20 protein-coding genes are annotated in these 20,069 nt (G+C 74.1%); 10 read left to right on the forward strand and 10 right to left on the reverse strand.

Going from position 1 to position 20,069, the window contains the following annotated elements; genetic code table 11:
* Positions 1-4 precede the first annotated feature (4 nt).
* Together AC07FJ_RS07025 and AC07FJ_RS07030 are read right to left on the reverse strand one after the other, a co-directional pair.
* A complete protein-coding gene (locus AC07FJ_RS07025; RefSeq protein ID WP_479046126.1) occupies positions 5-1,183 on the reverse strand; it encodes a cytochrome P450 in 1,179 nt (392 codons plus the stop codon).
* Entirely contained in the window at positions 1,180-2,400 is a 1,221-nt protein-coding gene (locus tag AC07FJ_RS07030; RefSeq protein ID WP_479046128.1) for a carboxylate-amine ligase, read from the reverse strand. Before AC07FJ_RS07030 ends, AC07FJ_RS07025 begins: the two co-directional genes overlap by 4 nt.
* 155 nt (positions 2,401-2,555) lie before the next feature.
* Here AC07FJ_RS07030 and AC07FJ_RS07035 point away from each other — a divergent pair, with 155 nt between their 5' ends.
* Positions 2,556-3,302: a CAP domain-containing protein gene (locus AC07FJ_RS07035; protein WP_479046131.1), complete on the forward strand. Its 747-nt coding sequence runs from the start codon at positions 2,556-2,558 to the stop codon at positions 3,300-3,302.
* A gap of 47 nt (positions 3,303-3,349) precedes the next feature.
* Here the strand turns inward: AC07FJ_RS07035 and AC07FJ_RS07040 are convergent, their stop codons facing one another.
* Positions 3,350-4,123 carry a peptidoglycan recognition protein family protein gene (locus tag AC07FJ_RS07040; RefSeq protein ID WP_479046132.1) on the reverse strand — a complete coding sequence of 258 codons (774 nt, stop codon included), beginning with the start codon at positions 4,121-4,123 and terminating at the stop codon, positions 3,350-3,352.
* A 191-nt stretch (positions 4,124-4,314) separates the two neighbouring features.
* On the opposite strand from AC07FJ_RS07040, the gene AC07FJ_RS07045 reads away from it, so the two are divergent.
* Together AC07FJ_RS07045 and AC07FJ_RS07050 are read left to right on the forward strand one after the other, a co-directional pair.
* Positions 4,315-5,748 carry a WGR domain-containing protein gene (locus tag AC07FJ_RS07045; protein ID WP_361428374.1) on the forward strand — a complete coding sequence of 478 codons (1,434 nt, stop codon included), beginning with the start codon at positions 4,315-4,317 and terminating at the stop codon, positions 5,746-5,748.
* The gene (locus AC07FJ_RS07050; protein WP_479046135.1) at positions 5,745-6,269 is read left to right on the forward strand and encodes a hypothetical protein; all 525 of its coding nucleotides are present in this window, start codon (positions 5,745-5,747) and stop codon (positions 6,267-6,269) included. The genes AC07FJ_RS07045 and AC07FJ_RS07050 overlap by 4 nt, the downstream gene beginning before the upstream one ends.
* Before the next feature lie 38 nt (positions 6,270-6,307).
* On the opposite strand, the gene AC07FJ_RS07055 is transcribed toward AC07FJ_RS07050, so the two are convergent.
* Positions 6,308-6,730, reverse strand: a complete 423-nt coding sequence (locus AC07FJ_RS07055; RefSeq protein WP_361428370.1) for a DUF350 domain-containing protein — start codon at positions 6,728-6,730, stop codon at positions 6,308-6,310.
* A 191-nt stretch (positions 6,731-6,921) separates the two neighbouring features.
* On the opposite strand from AC07FJ_RS07055, the gene AC07FJ_RS07060 reads away from it, so the two are divergent.
* Positions 6,922-7,473, forward strand: a complete 552-nt coding sequence (locus AC07FJ_RS07060; RefSeq protein ID WP_479046136.1) for a DoxX family membrane protein — start codon at positions 6,922-6,924, stop codon at positions 7,471-7,473.
* Positions 7,474-7,481: 8 nt separating this feature from the next.
* Here the strand turns inward: AC07FJ_RS07060 and AC07FJ_RS07065 are convergent, their stop codons facing one another.
* A complete protein-coding gene (locus AC07FJ_RS07065; RefSeq protein ID WP_479046138.1) occupies positions 7,482-8,360 on the reverse strand; it encodes a DUF5995 family protein in 879 nt (292 codons plus the stop codon).
* 443 nt (positions 8,361-8,803) lie between these two features.
* On the opposite strand from AC07FJ_RS07065, the gene AC07FJ_RS07070 reads away from it, so the two are divergent.
* On the forward strand, positions 8,804-9,436 hold the full coding sequence (locus tag AC07FJ_RS07070; protein ID WP_479046139.1) for a GNAT family N-acetyltransferase: 633 nt from the start codon (positions 8,804-8,806) through the stop codon (positions 9,434-9,436).
* A gap of 21 nt (positions 9,437-9,457) precedes the next feature.
* Here the strand turns inward: AC07FJ_RS07070 and AC07FJ_RS07075 are convergent, their stop codons facing one another.
* A complete protein-coding gene (locus AC07FJ_RS07075) occupies positions 9,458-9,724 on the reverse strand; it encodes a GlsB/YeaQ/YmgE family stress response membrane protein (RefSeq protein WP_361428362.1) in 267 nt (88 codons plus the stop codon).
* Between the two features lie 199 nt (positions 9,725-9,923).
* On the opposite strand from AC07FJ_RS07075, the gene AC07FJ_RS07080 reads away from it, so the two are divergent.
* Both AC07FJ_RS07080 and AC07FJ_RS07085 read left to right on the forward strand, forming a co-directional pair.
* Positions 9,924-10,340, forward strand: a complete 417-nt coding sequence (locus tag AC07FJ_RS07080; protein WP_479046141.1) for a hypothetical protein — start codon at positions 9,924-9,926, stop codon at positions 10,338-10,340.
* Between the two features lie 85 nt (positions 10,341-10,425).
* Positions 10,426-11,163 (forward strand): DUF6766 family protein, encoded by a 738-nt coding sequence (locus tag AC07FJ_RS07085; protein ID WP_479046143.1) that lies wholly within the window; start codon positions 10,426-10,428, stop codon positions 11,161-11,163.
* Between the two features lie 89 nt (positions 11,164-11,252).
* Here the strand turns inward: AC07FJ_RS07085 and AC07FJ_RS07090 are convergent, their stop codons facing one another.
* Positions 11,253-11,474 (reverse strand): DUF5133 domain-containing protein, encoded by a 222-nt coding sequence (locus tag AC07FJ_RS07090; protein WP_479046145.1) that lies wholly within the window; start codon positions 11,472-11,474, stop codon positions 11,253-11,255.
* Between the two features lie 208 nt (positions 11,475-11,682).
* On the opposite strand from AC07FJ_RS07090, the gene AC07FJ_RS07095 reads away from it, so the two are divergent.
* From AC07FJ_RS07095 to malQ, 3 genes are all read left to right on the forward strand, one after another.
* The gene (locus tag AC07FJ_RS07095; protein WP_479046148.1) at positions 11,683-12,852 is read left to right on the forward strand and encodes a polysaccharide pyruvyl transferase family protein; all 1,170 of its coding nucleotides are present in this window, start codon (positions 11,683-11,685) and stop codon (positions 12,850-12,852) included.
* 33 nt (positions 12,853-12,885) lie between these two features.
* Positions 12,886-14,295 (forward strand): FAD-dependent oxidoreductase, encoded by a 1,410-nt coding sequence (locus AC07FJ_RS07100; protein ID WP_479046150.1) that lies wholly within the window; start codon positions 12,886-12,888, stop codon positions 14,293-14,295.
* 206 nt (positions 14,296-14,501) lie between these two features.
* Positions 14,502-16,565, forward strand: a complete 2,064-nt coding sequence (gene malQ / locus AC07FJ_RS07105; RefSeq protein ID WP_479046931.1) for a 4-alpha-glucanotransferase — start codon at positions 14,502-14,504, stop codon at positions 16,563-16,565.
* A gap of 61 nt (positions 16,566-16,626) precedes the next feature.
* Here the strand turns inward: malQ and AC07FJ_RS07110 are convergent, their stop codons facing one another.
* From AC07FJ_RS07110 to AC07FJ_RS07120, 3 genes are read right to left on the reverse strand one after another with little or no spacing between them, the layout of a single operon-like run.
* On the reverse strand, positions 16,627-17,688 hold the full coding sequence (locus AC07FJ_RS07110; protein WP_479046153.1) for a Gfo/Idh/MocA family protein: 1,062 nt from the start codon (positions 17,686-17,688) through the stop codon (positions 16,627-16,629).
* Positions 17,679-18,560, reverse strand: coding sequence for an HAD-IIB family hydrolase (locus tag AC07FJ_RS07115; protein WP_479046156.1), 882 nt, complete (start codon positions 18,558-18,560; stop codon positions 17,679-17,681). The genes AC07FJ_RS07110 and AC07FJ_RS07115 overlap by 10 nt, the downstream gene beginning before the upstream one ends.
* Entirely contained in the window at positions 18,535-19,932 is a 1,398-nt protein-coding gene (locus tag AC07FJ_RS07120; protein WP_479046158.1) for a DegT/DnrJ/EryC1/StrS aminotransferase family protein, read from the reverse strand. The genes AC07FJ_RS07115 and AC07FJ_RS07120 overlap by 26 nt, the downstream gene beginning before the upstream one ends.
* Between the last annotated feature and the right edge of the window lie 137 nt (positions 19,933-20,069).

A 20,069-nucleotide genomic window follows, 5' to 3' on the forward strand; every position in this document is an offset into this window, starting at 1 on the left:
CTGCTCACCACTCCACCAGCAGCCGTGACAGCCCACGTGTGAGCAGGCCGTCCTTCCAGACCACCGGTTCCGGCGGCCCGGCGGCGGGCCGCAGCTCCGGGAACCGGCGCAGCAGGCGCTCCAGGACGATCTGCACCTGGAGCTTGGCCAGCGGCGCGCCCAGGCACCGGTGCACCCCGTGACCGAAGGTCAGGTGGACGGCGTCACGCCCCTCCGGCACCAGGTGCTCGGGTTCCGCGAAGACCTTGCCGTCCCGGTTCCCGTGCAGCAGGGAGACGACGACTGCCTCACCCGCCGCGATGGTGACCCCGTCCAAGGGGACCGGTTCCACCGCCACGCGCGTGAAGCTCACCGGGGTGGCGGGGGTGAGCCGCAGGAACTCCTCCACCGCGGAGGGCAGCGCCTCCGGACGCCCGCGCAACTCCTTGTACGCATCCGGGTCCGACAGCAGCGCGAGCGCGGACAGGCCGATCTGGCCGACCGTCGTCTCATAGCCGGCCATCAGCAGCGTGAGCCCCATGGTGACCAGCTCGGCCATGGACATCTCGCCCTGGTCGTGCACCCGGATCATGGCGGTGAGCAGGTCGTCCTCGGGCCGCTCCCGTTTGCGTTCGAGCAACCCGGCCATGTAGTCGACCAGTTCGACGCGGCGCCGGGACTTCTCCTTCGGGGTGCTGGCCGTGATGTCGAACAGCACCTCCACCAGGTCCCGGAACCGGTCGCCGTCCTGTGCCGGAACGCCCAGCAGCGAGCAGAGCACGGCACGCGGCAGGGGCAGCGCCAGTTCCTCCACGAGGTCCCCGGGCGGCCCCGCCTCCACCAGCCGGTCGAGGCGCTCGTCGGCCATCCGCTCGATGGCGGGCGCCAGGGCCGCCATCCGGCGGCCGGTGAACGCGCCGGTCACCACGCGCCGCAGCCGGGCGTGTTCCGCCCCGTCCATGCTCATCATCGAGTCGGGCACCGGCTGGGCGTCGTTGAACTTCGGCACGTGCGGCTTGACCGCCTCCGCCCGGCTGAACCTCTTGTCGGTCAGCACCAGGCGCCCCAGCTCGTAGTCGCGCACCAGCCACACCATGTCGCCGGTCGGCGCGGCGACCGGGACGACGGCCTCCTCGCCGTGCGCCATGAACGCCGGGAGCGGGCCCAGCCGTTCCAGCCCGATCCCGTAGCGCGCGGGGCTCATCCGCGTACCTCCGCGCGCAGCAGCCGCTCCCGGTCCGGTGCGCCGGGCCCGGTGCCGGCCTCCGTACGGACGACCAGGTCGTCCACGATGCCGTGCGCGACGCCTCCGTCGCCGTCCGAGAGCGGCTCCGCCTGCCGTCCCGCGGCGGCGCGCTGCCGCTGCGCACCCGTACCGTGCTTCGCGAGCCGCCGCAGGAAGTCCTCGACCGTCTCCAGGTCGCCGTACGCCTCCAGCGCCGGCCGTACGTCCTCGACGAGCCGCTCGGCCTGCACCGAGGACGGCACGATCTCACCCGTCAGCGCGCACACCCCGTCCCCCGGCCAGCCGTCGCGCGCCGCGCGCCAGTACGCCGCGCGCAGCAGCTCGCTGCACGGCTCCGGGCCGGGGTCGCCGCGCCGCGCGCGGTCGACCGCGGTGGCCACGAGCGCCCTGACCAGCAGGGCGAGCGCCGCCGAGTCGTCCACGTCCACCGGGACGTCCATGGCCCGCACCTCCAGGGTCGGGAAGCGCGCGTGCGGCCGCAGGTCCCAGTAGGCGTACGCGGCGTCCGGCATCGCGTCCACGTCCTGCATGGCGGTGGCCAGCCGCCGGTAGTGCTCCAGGGAGTCGGCGTACGGAGGCGGGCCCCAGCACGGGAACTGGCCGCGCACCATGGAGCGCCAGCTCTCGTAACCGGTGTCACGGCCGTCGCAGTACGGGGAGTTGGCGCTCATCGCCACCAGCAGCGGCAGCCACGGCCGGACGTGGTTGGCGGCCAGGACCGCCAGCTCGCGGTCGTCGACCCGCACATGGACGTGGAGGGCGCAGACCTCGAAGTCCTCGAGGGCGCTGCGGTACTGGCCGAGGGCCTTCTGGTAGCGCGGATTCGCGCCGATGTCCGAGGGGCCGCCGTTCCTGAGGACGGGTGTGCCGGAGGCGCACAGGCGCAGGCCCTCCTCGCGGGCGGCCGCGGCGGCACCGGCGCGCAGCCGGGCCAGCTCCGCCCGCAGTTGCGCGCCGTCCGAGCAGGGCGGGGTCTTCACCTCGATCTGGCACTGGGTGTACTCGCCGGAGACCAGGTCGCCCAGCACCGGCGTGGCACGGGCGACGACGCGGGGGCCCGCGGACTCGACGGCCCGGCTGCCGGGATGGACGAGGAAGTGCTCCTCCTCGACGCCCACGGTCGGTGCCTGGCCGTCGCCGGCCGTGAGGTGATCGACCTGACCCTGAATGCTCATGTCGACATAATCATCCATATGTCCACTGATGTCGCATCGCTGTCAGCCGGTGAACCGCCCTCGGTCACCACGTGGACGGGCCACCCCGGGGCGAGGCCCGCTCGGGCTCGGTAGGCCGAGTGGGGGTACGCCCCCGAGAAGATCTGGAGACACGTGTGCAGGAGCAACACCGTCACCGCGCGAACCGCGACCACGATCGCGACGACGACCACGACCGCGACCACGACCATGACCACCACGAGGACCGCACCCGCCTCCGCGACCGCGACCGTGCCCGGCGGCCGCGGACGCGGAGGGCGCACCGGACGCGAATACGCGGCGGCGGACCGGCCCTTGGCGCGGTGCTCACCGGCACGGTGGCGGCAGCGGCCGCCACCGTCGTCGCCATGACCGTGGGCACCGCCCGCCCGGACGGCGACACGCAAGCCGTCGAAGCCGGAGTGGGCGGCCGGCCCGCGCACCCCCGGGCAGCCGCGGACGTGCCCCGGTCCGGCGTGGACAGGGCCCTCGGCAAGGCGGCCACGTACGCCGATCAGGTGGTCGCCCTCGCCAACTCCGAGCGGCGGAAGGCCGGCTGTTCCGCCCTGCGCGTCAACAGCCGGCTGAGGGCCGCCGCCCAGGGGCACGCCGACGACATGGCCGCCCGCGGTTACTACCGCCACGACACGCCCGAGGGCCGGGACGCCGGCGAGCGGATGGAGGCCGCCGGCTACAGCTGGAGGACCTGGGGCGAGAACATCCACCGCGGGCCGAGGAGCCCGGCGCGGGCCGTGCGCGACTGGATGAAGAGCCCCGAGCACCGCAAGAACGTCCTGAACTGCGCCTTCAAGGACATCGGCGTCGGCGTGAACCTCCGCTCCAACGGCCCGTGGTGGGTCCAGAACTTCGGCGTCCCGGACTGACGGCCGGCCCTTCCGGCGGCGTCCGCGACGGTGCGGGAGCCGCGCCCTCAACGGCGCTGGATACGGGCCGCCCTGGCCGCGATGTCGGGCAGCTTCGCGTACAGGGCGGCGCCCGGGCACCGGGTGGGATAGCCGTCCGCGTGCCCGCCGACCACCGGCAGCAGGGCCTTCGCGCCCTTCGGGTACCGGGCCTCGTCGTTGGTGGAGACCAGGGCGACGCTGCCGCGCGGGTCCGGCCCGAGGGGGTCGAGCTTCCAGGCGACCAGCCGGGCGATGGCGGCGAGCATCGGCTCCGGGACCGTCTCGCCGCCGTCGAACGTGCCGATCGCCGCGATGCCGACCGTCCCCTCGTTGAACCCCCGCGTGTGCGCCCCCACGACGGCCCGGTCGACCCCGCCCGCCCGGCCCTCGTAGACGGTGCCGCAGGCGTCGACGAGGAAGTTGTAGCCGATGTCGTCCCAGTGCCGCCCGTACGCGTGCCCGGCGTACAGATCACGCAGCGTGCGCGGCACACTCGCGCAGTCGTAGCCGTTCGGCGTGCTCGTGTGGTGGATGACGGCGGCCCGCACGGCGGGCGCGTACCGGACGTCCGGCGGGGCCGTGCCCACGGAGTCGGCCTGCCACGCGGCCCGGAGCACGATCGCGGGCCGGGGCCCCGGATGGCGGCCGCTCCCGGACGGCGCGCGCGCCTGGGCGACGTCCGCACCGGGCGGTGGGGCGGCGGACGGCGTGAGCCACGGCGAGGCGGCGGCGAACCCCGCGAGCACGGCGACGGAGACGGCGGTTCGCGACCGGCGCCTCCTCGGCTCACGCAGGCTCACCCATGCTCCTCGCTCCTCGCTCCCCGCCGGCCCGATCGGCCCCGCCGGTCCATCGTCACCACCCCGGCCCCCGTCGCGCCCGCCGGACTGCTCCGACCGGGATCCGGGCCGATTGTCAGTGGCGGCTTCTACTGTTCGGGAAGTGGGACCCGGGGACACGCCGCCGGGCCTGACCTGGGGAGAGGTCTGCCATGTCGAAGACGTATCTGGAGCTGTCGCAGGACGGTGGCGGTGCGCACAAGTTCTACGAAGTGACGGTGGCGGGGCAGGTCGTGACCGTGCGGTACGGCCGCATCGGCGCCGCCGGGCAGACACAGACGTCGACGTTCCCCACCGCCGAGAAGGCCCAGGCGGCGGCCGCCAAGAAGATAGGCGAGAAGGTCCGCAAGGGGTACGCCCCGGCCGTGCAGGGCCAGCGCGCGCCCCGCTCGGTGACGCGCCGCCAGGTGACGTCCGCGCCCTCCACGGCCCATCGGGTCGCGCCGGTGCTGTGGCGGTTCCGCACCGGCTCCGCGGCCTTCGGCATCCACATCGACGACGAGCGCTGCTGGGTGGGCAACCAGGCCGGAGACGTCTACACCCTCGCGCACGGCGGCGACGTCCTCGCCCGCTACCAGCTGCCGGACGGCGTCAAGTGCCTGGTCGCCGACGACTTCTGGATCTACGCCGGCTGCGACGACGGCCGCGTGTACGACCTGTCGTCGAAGCTGCCCTTCGCGGCGTACGACATCGCCGCCGACGTCGACATCTTCTGGCTCGACATCCACCAGGGCGTGCTCAACGTCGCGGACCGCGCCGGACGGCTCACCGTCATCGACCACGAGGACGAGCACCAGTGGTCGCGCGGCGGCCGGGGTGAGCACGCCTGGATGGTGCGCGCCGACGACCGGGCCGTCTACCACGGGCACACGCACGGCGTGACGGCGCACGCCCCGGACGGCGGCGCCGAGTTGTGGCACACGCCCACGCGCGGCGCGGTGCTCTTCGGCTGGCAGGAGGACGACGCCGTGTACGCGGGCACGGGGCAGCGCGTCGTACAGCGGCTGTCGAAGGCCACCGGCGTCATCGAGGCGACGTACGGCTGCGACAGTGCGGTGTACTCCTGCGCCACCTCGCCCGGCGGCCGGTTCGTCTTCGCCGGGGACGGCGCGTCGTCGGTGTACTGCTTCGACCGGGACGGCACACGGCTGTGGAAGCTCGGCACGGGCAGCGGCTCGGCCCTGTCCATGCAGTACCGCGACGAACGGCTGTACCTGGTCACCACGGACGGCTCGCTGGTCTGCGTGGACGCGAGCGAGGCGGCGATCGCGGCCGCCCAGCAGGGCACGGTGCCGGTGGCCCGCGACGTGAAGCTCGCCGCCGCCCTGCCCACCTACGCCCCGGCCACCGCCGCCGCCTCGGTGACGACGGTGACGGCGGCCCCCGCGGGCGCCGTGGTCGTCGAGTGCGTACAGGAGGGCGGCCGGACGCGGGTCCACGTGGTGTCGGACGGGTACGAGCGGTCGTGGAACGTCCAGTTCCCGCGCGCGATACGCGAGCCCGGCGCGCGGTACGTCGTCGACGCGCTGCACGCCGCGTCGGGCGGCTTCTACCGGGTGCGTGGTGACATCAGGCGGCTCCGGTGACCGGCGCGGGGTTCGAGGCCGCCACGGGCGACGGCCCCGCACCGGCGGACGGGACCCCTGCAGACGGGATCCCGGCGGACGGGACCCCTGCAGACGAGGCCTCGGCGCAGCGCCGCGCTGCCGAGGTGCGGGTCGCGTTCGAGGGGATGCTCCAGATCCGGCGGCTGACCGGCTCCCCGGGCGGCGACCCCGGGGCCGTGCCCGCCGCCTGGGAGCTGAACCAGCCCGTACGGGCCGTGGCGCTGGCCCTGGAGGCCGCCGGGATCACGCCCTCGGCCGTCGACGCGGAGGGCCGGCGCGTCAGGACGGGGTACCGCGTCACGGCGGGGGAGCGGCCCGGGACGGCGCGGGTGGAATGGCTCGGCCCGCCCGGCGGCAAGGCGGCCCGGGAGGAGGAGGCCGCCCTGTCCGCGTGCGCCCGGGCGCTGGACCCGCTGGGCTGGGAAGCGCTGCTCTACCGGGGCCCGCGCAAACGGCGCTTCCTGGAGGTGGAGCCGCCCCACGGCCACGGCCCGGCGTGATCCGGAACCCGGTTCCTAGGAGGTGTCTTGCCGATCTCCTAGGCGATCGACGCCGAGATGATGGCCGACACCGCGAGGTTGCACGACACCGTCACCCACACCGCCGGGTGCGGCTCCGGCTCGACCAGCGTGGCACCCAGCCGGCCCGGGGTGATCAGGTCCACGACCCAGAAGGCGACGGCCATCATCACCAGCCCCAGCAGGCCGAAGGCCGCCGTGGACACCAGCCCCTTGCCGAAGTCCGTGTACGTCGTCCAGATGGAGGTGAAGACGATCCCGCCGATACCGAGCAGGGCCGAGCTCAGCAGCAGGGCCGCGTTGCGGTTGCGCTGCTCCCAGATCTGCCGGCCGAGCTTTCCGGGCGTCAGCAGGTCCACCAGGACGATGCCGAGAATCAGCAGGACCACGCCCAGGGCTCCGTAGGCGGTGGCCCGGCCAAGTCCGTTGACGATGTCGCTCATTGAGATGCCGGCTCCGTATCGATGAAAAGATCGTGGTGATCGCGGTCAAGGGCGCGCAAAATGTAGCGCACCAGTTCGGTGCCGTGATCCGGCGGCCATGACCCGGACGGCCCAGCAACGGGGCGACTCGGGCCCGTACGGCGGCCAGAGTGGAGGCGTACGCCCCGCCCGCACGCCCCCGGGAGACCTCCATGGACCGCACCATCCGACGCGACCTCGGCCTGTTCCTCCTGCGGGCCGGCACCGGAGCGGTACTCGCCGCGCACGGCAGCCAGAAGCTGTTCGGCTGGTTCGGCGGCGGAGGCATCGCGGGCACGTCCAAGGCCATGGAGGCGATGGGCTTCCGCCCCGGCCGGCAGAGCGCGATCGCCGCCGGGCTCGGTGAGGCGGGCGGCGGAACGCTCCTCGCGCTGGGATTCGCCACGCCCGCCGCCGGAGCCATCGCGGCCGGTGCCATGGCCGGGGCGGTTGCGGTGCACGCCCCCGCGGGGTTCTTCAACCAGTCCGGTGGCTTCGAGTACCCGGCCTTCCTCGGCTTCACCGCCGCCGCCCTCGGTATGGCGGGCGCGGGCCGTTTCTCCCTCGACCACGCCACCGGCCACCACTTCGACCAGCCCTGGACCCTGGCGGCCGCCTTCGTCGGCAGCGCGCTCGCCGCGGCCGCCGTCATCGGCAAGCGCGTCATCGACCAGGTGAGCGAGGAGGGCAGCGAGGACGGCGCCCCCGGGAACGGCACCGCCTGACCCGTGCCTCACCGGTCGGCCGTGACCCCGCCCGCCGCCGTCCGGCCCTGCTGCTGGGCCCGGCAGTACGTGTCGCGTGTCGTGCGGTAGCCCGGGGCCTCCACCACGGCCAGCATCGACGCCCACTGCGCCGCGTTCGTCTCGATGGCGTCGGCCACGCGGGCGCGGGCGGCGGGGTCCCGGGCCTCCTCGGCGTCGCCGAGCTGCTCGGCGTAGGACCAGGCGCGCTGGCGCCACAGGCTGAACAGCCCGTGCGCCGTGTAACCGGCGATCGGGTTCCACCGGTCGTCGGCGAGCGCGACCAACGGGTCGTACCGCCGGGCGACTTCCCGTACGGCAGGGCCGTACGCGCGGTCCACCACCGCCTGGAAGCGGTCGTAGTCGCGCTTGCGGCTGGTGCCGTCGGCGCGGGTGAGGCCCAGCGCGGCGAGGACGTACGGCATGTCCCGCTGGATGTGCGCGTTGGCGCCCAGCAGGACGTCCTGACCGGCGTTCACATCGGAGGTGCGGGCCGCGTCGAAGGCGATCCGCCAGGCCCGCGGAACCGGACGGCCGGCGTCGTCGGCGCGGTAGGCGTCCAGGTACAGGTTGAGGAAACCGGTGTTCAGGTCGCCCGCCAGCCACTGCGGTTCGTCGAAGGAGCCCGGCCGCCGGACGGTGTCCTCCAGCGACTGCTGCAGATGCGTGTAGACGGACGGGAACGGGGCCCGGTGGTCGCACCCCAGACCGTCGCGGAGCCGCGCCAGTACGCGCTTCGCGTCGCGTACGCAGTCGAGCGCGGGGCCGTCACACGTCAGGCCCGGCGGCCGCGGCGCGGGCGCCGGTGCGGCCCCGGCGGGCGCCACCGCCGTCGCACACAGCGCACCCGAGAGCGCGAGCGCGCCCATCGCCCTTGCGACCCTGTTCCTCCACCACATCCTGCGGCCTCCCATCGCCCCGGTCGCTGCCCGGCGGCAGCAACGGGACAACGAAGCCCGCGCGTACGGGGTCACGAAGCGGAGGAGTCGGCGAAGGGCGGTCCCGGCTCCGCCATGGAAGGCCCCGGAGGGGACCGCCAGACGGTTCGTCAGGCCCGTGTGGCAGGGAAAGCGGAGACGCGTCGGCGGTCTGCCGGTCGGTGTGGCCCGTCGTGGCCGGCCGGGTGAGCGGGGCTGCCCCCGCCGAGGGTGCTCCGACCGGCGGCCGGGACGGCGTCGCCCCTGCCCGGCCCGTGGCTCTGCCCGAGCCGACGGGCCGTCCCCGCCGAGGCGCCCGGGCACCCTGGGCTCGTCCCCGGCCCCCCGGCCCTCGGCCCCCGGCCCCCGTCCCCGTCCCGTGTCATCGTGGTGTCATGACCATCGAGGTTCGCCCGGCGTCGGTCTTCGAGGACGTCCGTACCGTGCTCGGCCCGAAGTCACCCGGCGCCAACGTCTGCTGGTGCCTGAGCTACCGGATCCCGTCCAAGCTCAACAACGAGCTCCGCGGGCCCGCCCGGGGGGAGTACGTCGCCGGGCTGTGCCGTGACGATCCCCCTCCCGGGGTGATCGCGTACGACGACGGCGAGCCGGTCGGCTGGGCGGCCGTGGCACCCCGCTCGGACACCTCCTTCGCCCGCAACCGCAAGATCCCGCACGTCGACGACCTGCCGGTCTGGTCGCTGTGGTGCATCCGGGTACGCCCCGGATACCGCAAGCGGGGGATCTCCCACGCCCTCATCGCCGGAGCGGTGGAGTTCGCCCGCGCCCACGGCGCACCGGCGGTCGAGGCGTATCCCCTCGACAACTCCGCCGCCGGCGGTGCCAAGGTCGACCTGACGATGGCGTACGCCGGGATCCGGAAGAACTTCGAGCGCGCCGGGTTCGTCCACGCCGCCGACACCACCTCGGTGCTGGCCGGCCACCCCCGGGTGCTGATGCGGCTGGACCTTCGCACGGCGGCGGGACACCGGGGCGGCACACGGAAAGCCCCGTCAGCCGGGGGCTGACGGGGCTGTGACGCCCGGGGGTCAGGCGTGGGTGCGTCGACGGGCCCACATGGGGCTGACGACGCCGATCAGGAGAGCCGCGATACCCACCTGGAAGATGTGGCGGATCCAGTCGATGCCGCCCGTCTCCCGCACTCCGAAAGCGGAGGCCAGCGCGTTTCCCACGACCGCGCCGACGATACCGAGGAGGACCGTCAGCCACAGGGGGATGGGCTGGCGTCCGGGGAGGACCAGCTTGGCCACGAGACCAATGATCAGACCCGCGATGATGGCCCAGAGGAAAGTCACAGCGTCTCCTTCCGTTCTCTGCCCGACCTTCGGGTAACACTCCGCGTGCCCGCCCTCCGCCGCCCTATGCGTACGCCGTCGGACCAGCCCCGGTTGCGGGCCGGTGAGCGTGGATGTCCGATGAGCGGGTAACCGCTTCGCACATGTCCGACCGGGCGACCCTCCGCCGGCCCGGGCACGGGGCCGCGCGGGAGGCGACATGGCACGACGGTGGCACGGGCCCGGCATCGCCGCTGTGGCGGTGGTCGTCACGGTCGCGGTCACCTCGTGCGGCACGCTTCCCGAGCGGCGCGACCGCGCCACGGCGGAGGCCGTCCAATTCGAACGGGCGCTGGACGCCGGGCGGCACGAGCGCCTGTGCGCCGCCCTCGCGCCGTCCACCAGGGAGGAACTGGAGCAGTCGGCGGGACGGCGGTGCGAGCGGGCGATCGGCGAGGAGGACCTGCCGCGCGGCGGCGGCGTACGGGGCGTGGACGTGTACGGCGACCAGGCCCGGGTGGTCCTGGAGCACGACACCCTCTTCCTGGCGCGGTTTCCCGGGGGCTGGAAGGTGACCGCAGCCGGCTGCGTGCCGCGTCCCCAGCGGCCGTACCAGTGCGAGATCAAGGGCGGGTGAGGCACATGAGGACGTTGTTCGCGGGAACGCTGCTGGTGATAGTCGCCGGGCTGGCGTACTTCATGACGCTGGGGCTGACGCACCGATGAGCACGCCACCGGCACCCGGCCGGCCCGCCGCCGCGGACAGGCACCCGCAGGGGCACCGTGCGCGGCGCTTTCTGCGCGACAACAGCCTGGGACTCTTCTTCCTGGCGACGTTCCTGCTCGCCCTCGCGGGCCAGACCGTCGCGGGATACGCGGAGTTCGACAACCAGCTCGTATCCGACGGGATGGCCCCCATCGGCTTCGGCGCCTACCTGGCCTCGTCGGACTTCGCCGTCGACGTCACGGAGAACTGGCAGTCGGAGTACCTGCAGTTCTTCCTCTACATCTTCGCCACCGTCTGGCTGCTGCAACGCGGCTCACCCGAGTCCAAGGAGCTCGACAAGGCCGGCACCGAGTCCGACGAGGACCAGATGGTCGGCGAGCACGCCAGGAGGGACTCGCCGCGCTGGGCCGCGGCCACGGACTGGCGCGGATTCGTCTTCTCCCGCTCCCTCGGCCTGGTCATGGGCGCCATCTTCCTGCTCTCCTGGCTGACCCAGTCCCTCACGGGCGTCGCCGCCTACAACGAACAGCAGCTGCGCCGGCTCCAGGCGCCCAGCACCTGGACGGAGTACCTCTCCTCGGCGGACTTCTGGAGCCGCACCCTGCAGAACTGGCAGTCCGAGCTCCTGGCCGTCGCCTCCATGGCCATCTTCGCGATCTACCTCAGGCAGCGCGGCTCCCCGGAGTCCAAGCCCGTCGGGGCACCCCACTCCGCCACCGGCGTCGAAGGCTGAACCCCCCCGCCATGGCTGAGCCCCCGCCACGAGGCGGGGGCTCACGCGGGGACCTGCCCGGGGACGCCGCCGGGGACGGCGTGGCCGGCTCAGCCGGCGAGCAGGGACTCCTCCTGCGACGCCTTGCCGAGCAGCTGGTGGCGCGCGGCGGCCAGGGCGGACTCGCCGTCCTGCGTGCCGGTGGACACGCACAGCGTGTACGTGACGTCTTCGAGGCGCTGCTGCACCGCCGGGCCGCCGGCCTCCGCGCGGAGGGCCTTGAGGGTCTCGTACTCCTCGATCAGCTTCGACAGAACGGCCGGGTGAGCCATCAGCACAACAGATCTCCTTTCGTCTCCCGGCAGGCGCCGTACGCCCCGGGTGACAGCGCTGGTTCCCCGCGCGCGCCACTCCATGCGGGCCCGGCCGGGACGATGGCCGGAAACCGCCGGAGCGGCACTTCGCCGTCCCGAGATGCGTAAATTCCCCAATGGGGTGAACTGGTGTAGAAGTGCACGAAGGGCGGCGAGGGGGTCGATCATGGGCGACCGGAGCAGCGTCACCGTGGGAGTCCTCGGTTCCTACGGGGGCCGGAACGTGGGCGATGAGGCGATCCTCACCGCCATGCTGGACCGCATCAGGGCCGGGCGCCCCGACGCCCACCTCGTGGTCTTCTCCCGCCATCCCGACCGCAGCCGCCTCCTCCATCCCGACGTGGAGGTGGTCGGCTGGGAAGGCGTGAACAGGGAGCGGATCTCCGAGCACCTGCGCCGGCTGAGCGTGCTCGTGCTCGGCGGCGGCGGCATCCTTTACAACACCGAGGCCCGCCGCTACCTGCGACTGGCCGGGACCGCCCAGGAGCACGGCGTTCCCGTCTTCACGTACGCCGTCGGCGCCGGACCCCTCAGCGACGAGACCGACTGCGCGTGGGTCCGTACGGCGCTCTCCGGCGCGGCCGAGGTGACGGTCCGCGACGAGGAGTCGAAGCTGGTCCTGGAGGAGGCCGGGCTGAACCGGCCGGTCACGGTCACCGCCGACCCGGCGCTGCTCCTCGAACCCGGCGACGGCGGCGGCGCGCTCCTCCGGGCCGAGGCCGTGCCCAGCGGGGTGCGCCTCGTGGGCATGAGCGTACGGGAGCCCGGCCGGGCGGCCGAGCACCTCGACGAGGACGGCTACCACCAACTCCTCGCCAGCGTCGGCGACTTCCTCGTCCACCGGCTGGACGCCCACGTCGTCTTCGTACCGATGGAGCGCGACGACATCCGGCACGCGCACGCCGTGGTCGCCCACATGATCGAGGCCGAGCGCTGCCGGGTGCTGCACGGCAGCTACCGGCCGCAGGAGGTGCTCGACATCGTCAAGCAGCTGGACCTCGCCATCGGCATGAGGCTGCACTTCCTGATCTTCGCCGCGCTCGCGGGGGTCCCGCTGCTGCCCCTGCCGTACGCGGGGAAGGTCTTCGACTTCGCGCAGGAGATCGGCGCTCCGGCCCTGCGCGGCGTGGTCAGGGAGGCCGCGGGCCCCCTCCTGGCCGAGGTGGACCGCCTCTGGGACGAGCGGTCGGCCCGCGCGGCGCACACGGCCGCCCGGACGGCGGCGATGAAGGTGCGGGCCGCCGAGACCGCCGACCGGCTCCTCGCCTACCTGGACCGCATCGCTCCCCGCCCCCTCGTCCACGACGCTGCGTCGGCCACGGCCGCGGTCGGCTGACCGTACGCACCCTCGGCTCCCCAGGGAGGAACCGTGACCCATCTGATGCCGCCCCGGGTCCCCCGGAGCGTGACGCTGCCCCCGCGCCAGGCGCTGCACGCGGGCGCCACGCAGGTCCTGGTGATCGGGGGCGGACCGGCCGGCATCGGGGCGGCCATCGGAGCGGCGAACGCGGGCGCCGAGGTCGTCCTCGTCGAGCGGTACGGGTTCCTCGGCGGCAACGCCACCGCGGCGCTGGTCATGCCGTTGATGAGCTTCCACAACGAGGTCAAGCAGGCCGTCGTCGGCGACCCGTCCCGGCTGCTGCCGCCCGACCACGGCGAGGGCGAGCCGGTCGTCGGCGGTGTGCTGCGGACACTGCTCGACCGGCTGGTGAGCGCCGGGGCGGCGATCCGCCCCTCACTGGAGACCGGCTACACGGTCCCCTTCGACCCGGAGCTGTTCAAGCTCGTGCTGTACGAGCTGCTGGAGGTCCACGAGGTCCGCACGCTGCTGCACGCCTTCGCCTCCGGCGTCGTCGACCTCCCCGACCGCGCGCGTGCCGTGTTCGAGACCAAGTCGGGGCCGCTGGTCATGGACGCGGACGTGATCGTCGACTGCACCGGCGACGGTGACATCGCCGCCGCGGCGGGCGCCTCGTACGACATCGGCCGGCCGGAGGACGGCTGGACGCAGCCCATGACGCTGATGTTCCGGATGGCCCGCTTCGACCACGAGCGGTTCGCCGCGTACGCCCGCGCCAACCCGGACCAGTGGAAGGGCGTGCACGGGCTGTGGGACCTGGTCCGCGCCGCCACCGACGCCGGAGAACTCGACCTGCCCCGCGAGGACGTGCTCTTCTTCGCCACCCCCAACACCGGCGAGGTCGCGGTCAACTCCACCCGCGTCACCGAGGTCCTCGGCACCAGCGTCTGGGACCTCACCCGCGCCGAGTTCACCGCGCACCGCCAGATGGCGCAGATCGCCCGCTTCCTGAAGGACCGGGTGCCCGGTTTCGCCGACTCGTACGTCGTGCAGAGCGGCGTCCAGATCGGCGTCCGCGAGACCCGCCGCATCACGGGTGAGTACCAGCTGACGGGCGAGGACGTGCTGACCGCCCGCACGTTCGACGACGCCATCGCCCGCGGCGCGTACCCCGTCGACATCCACAACCCCAGCGGCCGCGGCACCACCCTCAAACGACTCCCGCGCGGCCGGTCCTACGACATCCCGCTGCGCTGCCTCTTCCCCCGTGACGTGGACCGGGTCCTGGTCGCCGGCCGCTGCATCTCCGGCGACCACGTCGCCCACTCCTCCTACCGCGTCATGCCGATCGCCATGGCCACCGGGCAGGCGGCGGGCGTCTGCGCGGCCCTCGCCGCCACCCAGGGCACACGCCCGCAGGACGTCCCCGCGACGGCGGTCCAGCGCGAGCTGCGGGCGCAGGGGGCGAGCCTGCACTGAGGTTCCTCACCGGGACGCCCGCCGAAGTGGCATGCCCCAAAGAGGAGTTCTCCCGCCGGACGGTGCGGCGGAGACTGGTGCCGGGTGCCGGGCCGACGCGTGACCCGGCCCCGCCCTCCGCCCCACCCCCTGCCCTGACCCCGGGAGACTCCGTGCACCCTCCGGCAACCGGCGACGAACCGGCGACCGCGCCTTCCCAGCAGCTGATGGACCTGGCCCGGCTGCACGGGATCGACACCGCGTACCGGGCCGAGGACGGATCCCGGGTGCGCACGCCCGCGCGCACCCTCGTGGCGGTCCTGCGCGCGCTGGGCGTCGACGCCACCACACCGGGCGCCGTCGCCGCGGCACTCGCGGCGCACCGGCGGCGCACCGCGGAACGCCTGCTTCCCGGGGACTGCGTCGTGGCGAGGCAGGGGCGTGCCGCCGCCCTCGGCGTGCCCGCGGCCGCGGACGTGTGGATCGAGCTGGAGGACGGCGGCAGGATCGGCCTCCCCGCCGGTCCGGACGGCGGGCCGCCGACGCGCGTCCTCGACGGCGTACCGCTCGGCTACCACCGCGTCCACGCCCGCCTCGGCAACCGTCACGACACCGCCTCCCTCATCGTGTGCCCCGAGCGGATCGCGCAGCCGGAGCGGCGGCTGTGGGGGTACGCGGCCCACCTGTACGCACTGCTCTCCGAGCGTTCCTGGGGCATGGGGGACCTGACCGACCTGGCGGACCTCGCAGGGTGGTCGGCGCGCGCACACGACGCGGGCTTCGTCGTCGTCAACCCGCTCCACGCGATGATGCCCGCGGCCCTCGCCGATCACTCGCCCTACTGGCCGTCCGACCGCTGCTTCCCCGACCCGGTGCACGTCAGGGTGGAGGACGTGCCGGAGTACGAGGCGCTCGACGCCCCGGCCCGCCGCGTGGTGGACGAGGTGGCCGCCGCCGCGGCCGCACTGCGGCAGGACGTGCTGAGCGGGCGGGAGCTCGTGGACCGGGACCGGGTCTGGGACCTCAAGCGGCGCGCGCTGCGTACCGTCCACCAGGCGGGGCTGAGGCCCGAGCGGGCCGTCGCCTACACGTCGTTCCTGGAACGGGAGGGGGAGCGGCTCGACCTGCACGCCACCTGGTGTGCCCTCGCCGACCTGCACGGCCCCGACTGGCGGACCTGGCCCGAGGGCCTCCGCGACCCGGCGAGCCCCGAGGTGGCGCGGGCGCGCGAGCGGTACGCGGACGAGGTGGACTTCCGCCGCTGGCTGGCGTGGATCACCGACGAGCAGATGGCGGGCGTGCAGCGGGCGGCGCTCGACGCCGGCATGCCGATCGGAGTGATCCACGACCTGTCCGTCGGCGTCCACCCCGGTGGGGCCGAGTCATGGGCCCTGCGGCACTGCCTCGCCCCCGGCATCACGGTCGGCGCGCCCCCCGACGTCTTCAACGCGCGGGGGCAGGACTGGTGCCTCCCGCCCTGGCGCCCCGACGCGCTCGCCGCACAGGGGTACGAGCCGTACGCCCGTGTGCTGCGGGGCGTGCTGCGGCACGCCGGAGCGCTGCGCCTCGACCACGCCATGGGGCTCTTCCGGCTGTGGTGGGTGCCCGAGGGGTTCCCCGTCGGTGACGGCACGTACGTGCGCTACGACCACGAGGCCATGCTCGCCGTCCTGACCCTGGAGGCGCACCGGGCGGGCGTCCCCGTGATCGGGGAGGACCTCGGCACCGTGGAGCCCGAGGTGCGCACGGAGCTGAGCGACCGGGGCATCCTGGGGACGTCCATGCTCTGGATGGAGCGGAGCGACGACGGCGCCGGGGGCTCGGTCCCCCGGCCGGCGGGGGAGTGGCGCGCGGGCTGCCTGGCGGCGCTCACCAACCACGATCTGCCCAGTACGGCCGCCCGGCTGACCGGGCGCCACGTCGACGTCCGGGCCCGGCACGGGATGCTCGCCGGCTCCGCCGAGCGGGAGCGGGCCGCCGCGGCCGCAGAGATCGCCGAGTGGCGGGAGGCGCTGCGCCGCGAGGGCCTGGCCCCGGCCGACGCGGAGGACCCGGTCGCGCTCACCACGAGCCTCTACCGCTACCTCCTGCGCACACCGGCGCGCCTGGTGTGCCTGTGGCTGCCCGACGGGGTGGGCGACGTGCGCTCCCCGAACCTCCCGGGCGTCTTCGGTGCCTACCCCAACTGGCGGCTCCCGCTGGCCGACGAGGAGTCCGTGCCGCTGTCCCTGGAGCGGCTGAAGGGTTCGGCGCGGCTGGACGCACTGGCGGACGTCCTGCGCGCGGGCTGAGGGCGTCCTGCGCGTGGGCCGCGGCCGGGCTGAGGGCGCATCACCGGGCGCGACCTCGCCCTCACGCCGCTCCCTCCGCCGCTCCTTCCGTCCTCTTCCCCTCCGCTTTCTCCAGCAGCCCGGTGAGCACGCGCTGTGCTCGCAGGCCGTCCTCGAAGCCGGCCAGCCGGTCGCTCTCCTTGCCGTGGACGACGGCGTCGACCCACTCACCGAGCTGACGGTGGAAGGAGCCGGCCCAGCCCGGCACCTCGCCGACCGGATCGGCGAAGGGACCCGGTGCGGCCAGGGACTCGCGGTGCCACTCGGTACCCGGCCGCACCAGCAGCGTCCCGCCCTGCCGTGAGTGGTAGGAGAACTCCCCGCCCGTACAAACGACTTCGAGGGAGAGGCCGGTCTCCTCCGGCAGCGAGGCCTTGGAGGCGGTGAGATGGAAGTACACCCCGTTGCCGAGGCGTCCCGCGACGAAGGCGTCGTCGTCGACGTCGACCGCGCGCCCCTGCTTCTCCGGTACGTGCGTGCGCAGGCGCGTCACGCACGACGCCGTGTCCACCTCGGCGCGGAACAGGTAGTGCAGCAGGTCGATGAGGTGGATCCCCAGATCTCCCAGCGCGCCGCTCGTCGAGCGGCCGAGGCCGCTGTCGCGCCAGGTGAACGTGGAACGGGTCAGCGCGCTGCCGCGCCGGAACGCGGCCTCCACCATCAGCGGCCTGCCCAGCTCCCGGGAGGAGATCAGCTGACGCATCCGCTCGACCTCGTCCAGGAAGCGGTAGTTGAAACCGACGCAGCATGTCAGGCCCGTGCCGCGGACGGCCCGTGCCATGGCCGCGGCCTCGGCGACCGACACCGCCATCGGCTTCTCGCAGAGCACGTGCTTGCCCCGGCGCACGGCCTCGGTGGCGAGGGTGTGATGGGTGTGGTTCGGGGCGGCGACGATCACCGCGTCGACGTCCCGGTACAGGCTCGCGGCGGAGGAGAAGGCGCGGCAGCCGAAGGCGTCCGCGGTCGTCCGGGCCCGGTCGGCGGCGACGTCGTGGAGGCCCACGAGCTCCGCCCCGGCGGTGGCGCGGACCGCTCGCAGGTGTGCGGTGGCGATGTTGCCCGCGCCCATGATCCCTATGCGCATCGAATCCCCGCCCCTTCCCGCGACCGGCCGCGGGTCTCCTCGATCGCGTGCCGGACGGCGGCGGCGTACGGGTGCGGTGACGTCCGGGGGTGCGCCGCCCGTGCCTCGGCGGTCGCGTTCGCCACGAGGTACCCGCGCCGCACACCCCGGAGCATGCCGAGGTCGTTGCCGCTGTCCCCGAAGGCGAGCGAGTCCGCCGCCGCGAACCGTTCGACCAGGTACGCGACGACGGCCCGCTTGCCTCCGGTGCGGGGCAGGACATCGACGTCGTAGGCGCCGTCGGGGTCACCCGCCCCCGGGTTGCACCGGTTGGTGCTGACGCCGAGCCCGGCGCGGGCGCAGGCCGCCTCGATGCGCCGCAGAGCCGCGCGGTCGGCGTCGTCGCCGCGCGACGTGTAGTAGTAGCTGTCCAGGAACTCGGCCTCCTCCCCGCCGCCCTGGGGGCGCAGCGGGATCCCCTCCCCGGCGAGCTCGGCGACCACACCGCCGACCGCGGCCTTGTCGTAGCCGCTGTCCCGGAGCCGCCGGTGCCATCGCTCGTCCCGCCGGGGGCCGTCGGCGGTGAAGTACGTCAGGTCCGTCCCCAAGGAGGCGGCGAGGAAGTGCGGCAGGACGCGCAGCCGGTGGCGGTCGGCCTTGGCCAGCACGCTGCCGGGCGAACTCCCGGTGACCCAGCCGAACAGCAGACCGCCGCGCGCGGCCTCCTCGACGAGCAGGTCCTCCAGGTCCACCAGGTCCTGGCGTTGCCGCGGGCTCGGGTGGTGCGCCAGGTACGTCTCGTCGAAGTCGCAGAAGACGGCGAGTTGTACGCCGCCGGGGCGGGGCGGGGGAAGCGGGGCCGGCCGGCTAGCGGGCACGGGATGCGCAGTCATGGAGGGCCTCGATGGTGCGGTTCTGCTCGGCGATCGACAGGGCGTTGTGCAAGGGCAGGTGCAGGACGCGGGAGTGGAGGTGTTCCGTGCGGGGGAGCCGGCGCGACGGCGGCAGGACCGTGTCCGACAGCGGCCGTTGCTCATGCGTCAGCACCGGGTAGTACACGTCCGTCTCGACGCGGTGCTCGGCCCAGAGGCGGTCGCGCAGCGCGTCGCGTGCGCCGGCGGCCGGCTCGACCTGGACCGGGAAGAGGTGCCAGGCGTGGTCGGCGGTGAATTCCGGCAGGCGGAGCGCTCCCGCCGCGGCGAGGTCCGCCAGGCCGTCCAGGTAGCGGGCGGCGAGGAACGCGCGCCGGTAGTTGGCGAGGGTCAGGTACGGCAGGAGGCCGAGCGCGATCTCGGCCTGCGTGTTGTCGATGCCGGCGTTGTACCCGAAGGGCTCGGACTTCACGTTCTTCCTGCCGGGTGAGAAGCCGTGATAGCTCACCGCCCGGCAGCGCTCCGCCAGTTCGGGTGCCCTGGTGACGACGGCCCCCGCCTTCCCGCAGAGGCCGAAGTTCTTGTACGGGTTGAAGCTCAGCGCCGCCGCGTCCGCGTGCTGCCCGACCTCCGTGACGCCGATGGCCTGGCAGGCGTCCTCGACGAGGGCGAGCCCGTACCGGTCGCAGACCGCGCGCAGCCGGGGCAGGTCGGCGAGCTTCCCGTGCAGATGCACCGGGAGGACGGCCCGGGTGCGCCCGGTGACCCGCTCGGCCACGGCGTCCGGGTCGAGGGTGTAGTCGTCCCCCACATCCGCGAGTACGGGCCGTGCTCCGCAGGCCAGTACGGCGTTCTCGGTGGCGGCGAAACTGTTCGCGGGCATGATGACCTCGTCGCCGTGGCCGACGCCCACGGCGCGCAGCGCGATGATCAGCGCGTCCGTCCCGCTGCTCGTGGCTACCACGTGAGGGACGCGCAGGAACTCGGCCAGCGCCGCCTCGAACCGGCTCACCCCGGGACCGCTGGTGAAGGCCCCCGTGTCCAGCACACCGGTGAACGCCCGTACCGCCGCCGCGCGTTCCGCCGCGGACAGCAGCCGGTCCCGGGGCAGGAACCGCACCTCGCCGGGGAGCGGGTCGTCCCAGGTGAAGACCGAGCCGCTCGGCGCGGGTGCCAACCGGGGCCCGCCCCGCTCCAGCGCCCGGGCCAGCTCCCGGTTGGCGAGAGCCGGGCCGCCGCGCACCCCGGTGACGTCGCGGCCCGCGCGGACGTCGCGCACCAGGCGGAACAGGCTGCGGCTGTCGCCGGACACCGTCGCCTGCCCGGCCTCTCCCGGCGCGGCCCGCGCCCCGGCTCCCGGCACTTCGGATACGGAGTGATGGTCCCTCGGCATGTGGATGGCTCCTGGGTATCGGCGGGCCGCGCCGGCTGCGTGGCGCGACGGGCAGCGTACGGCGGGCCGCGCCCGCGCGGGACCCCGCGCCGACCCGCCGTCCCGATGCCGTGCCACGGCGCTGAGCTGCGAAGACA

This window comes from Streptomyces sp. NPDC045998 (assembly GCF_056430285.1).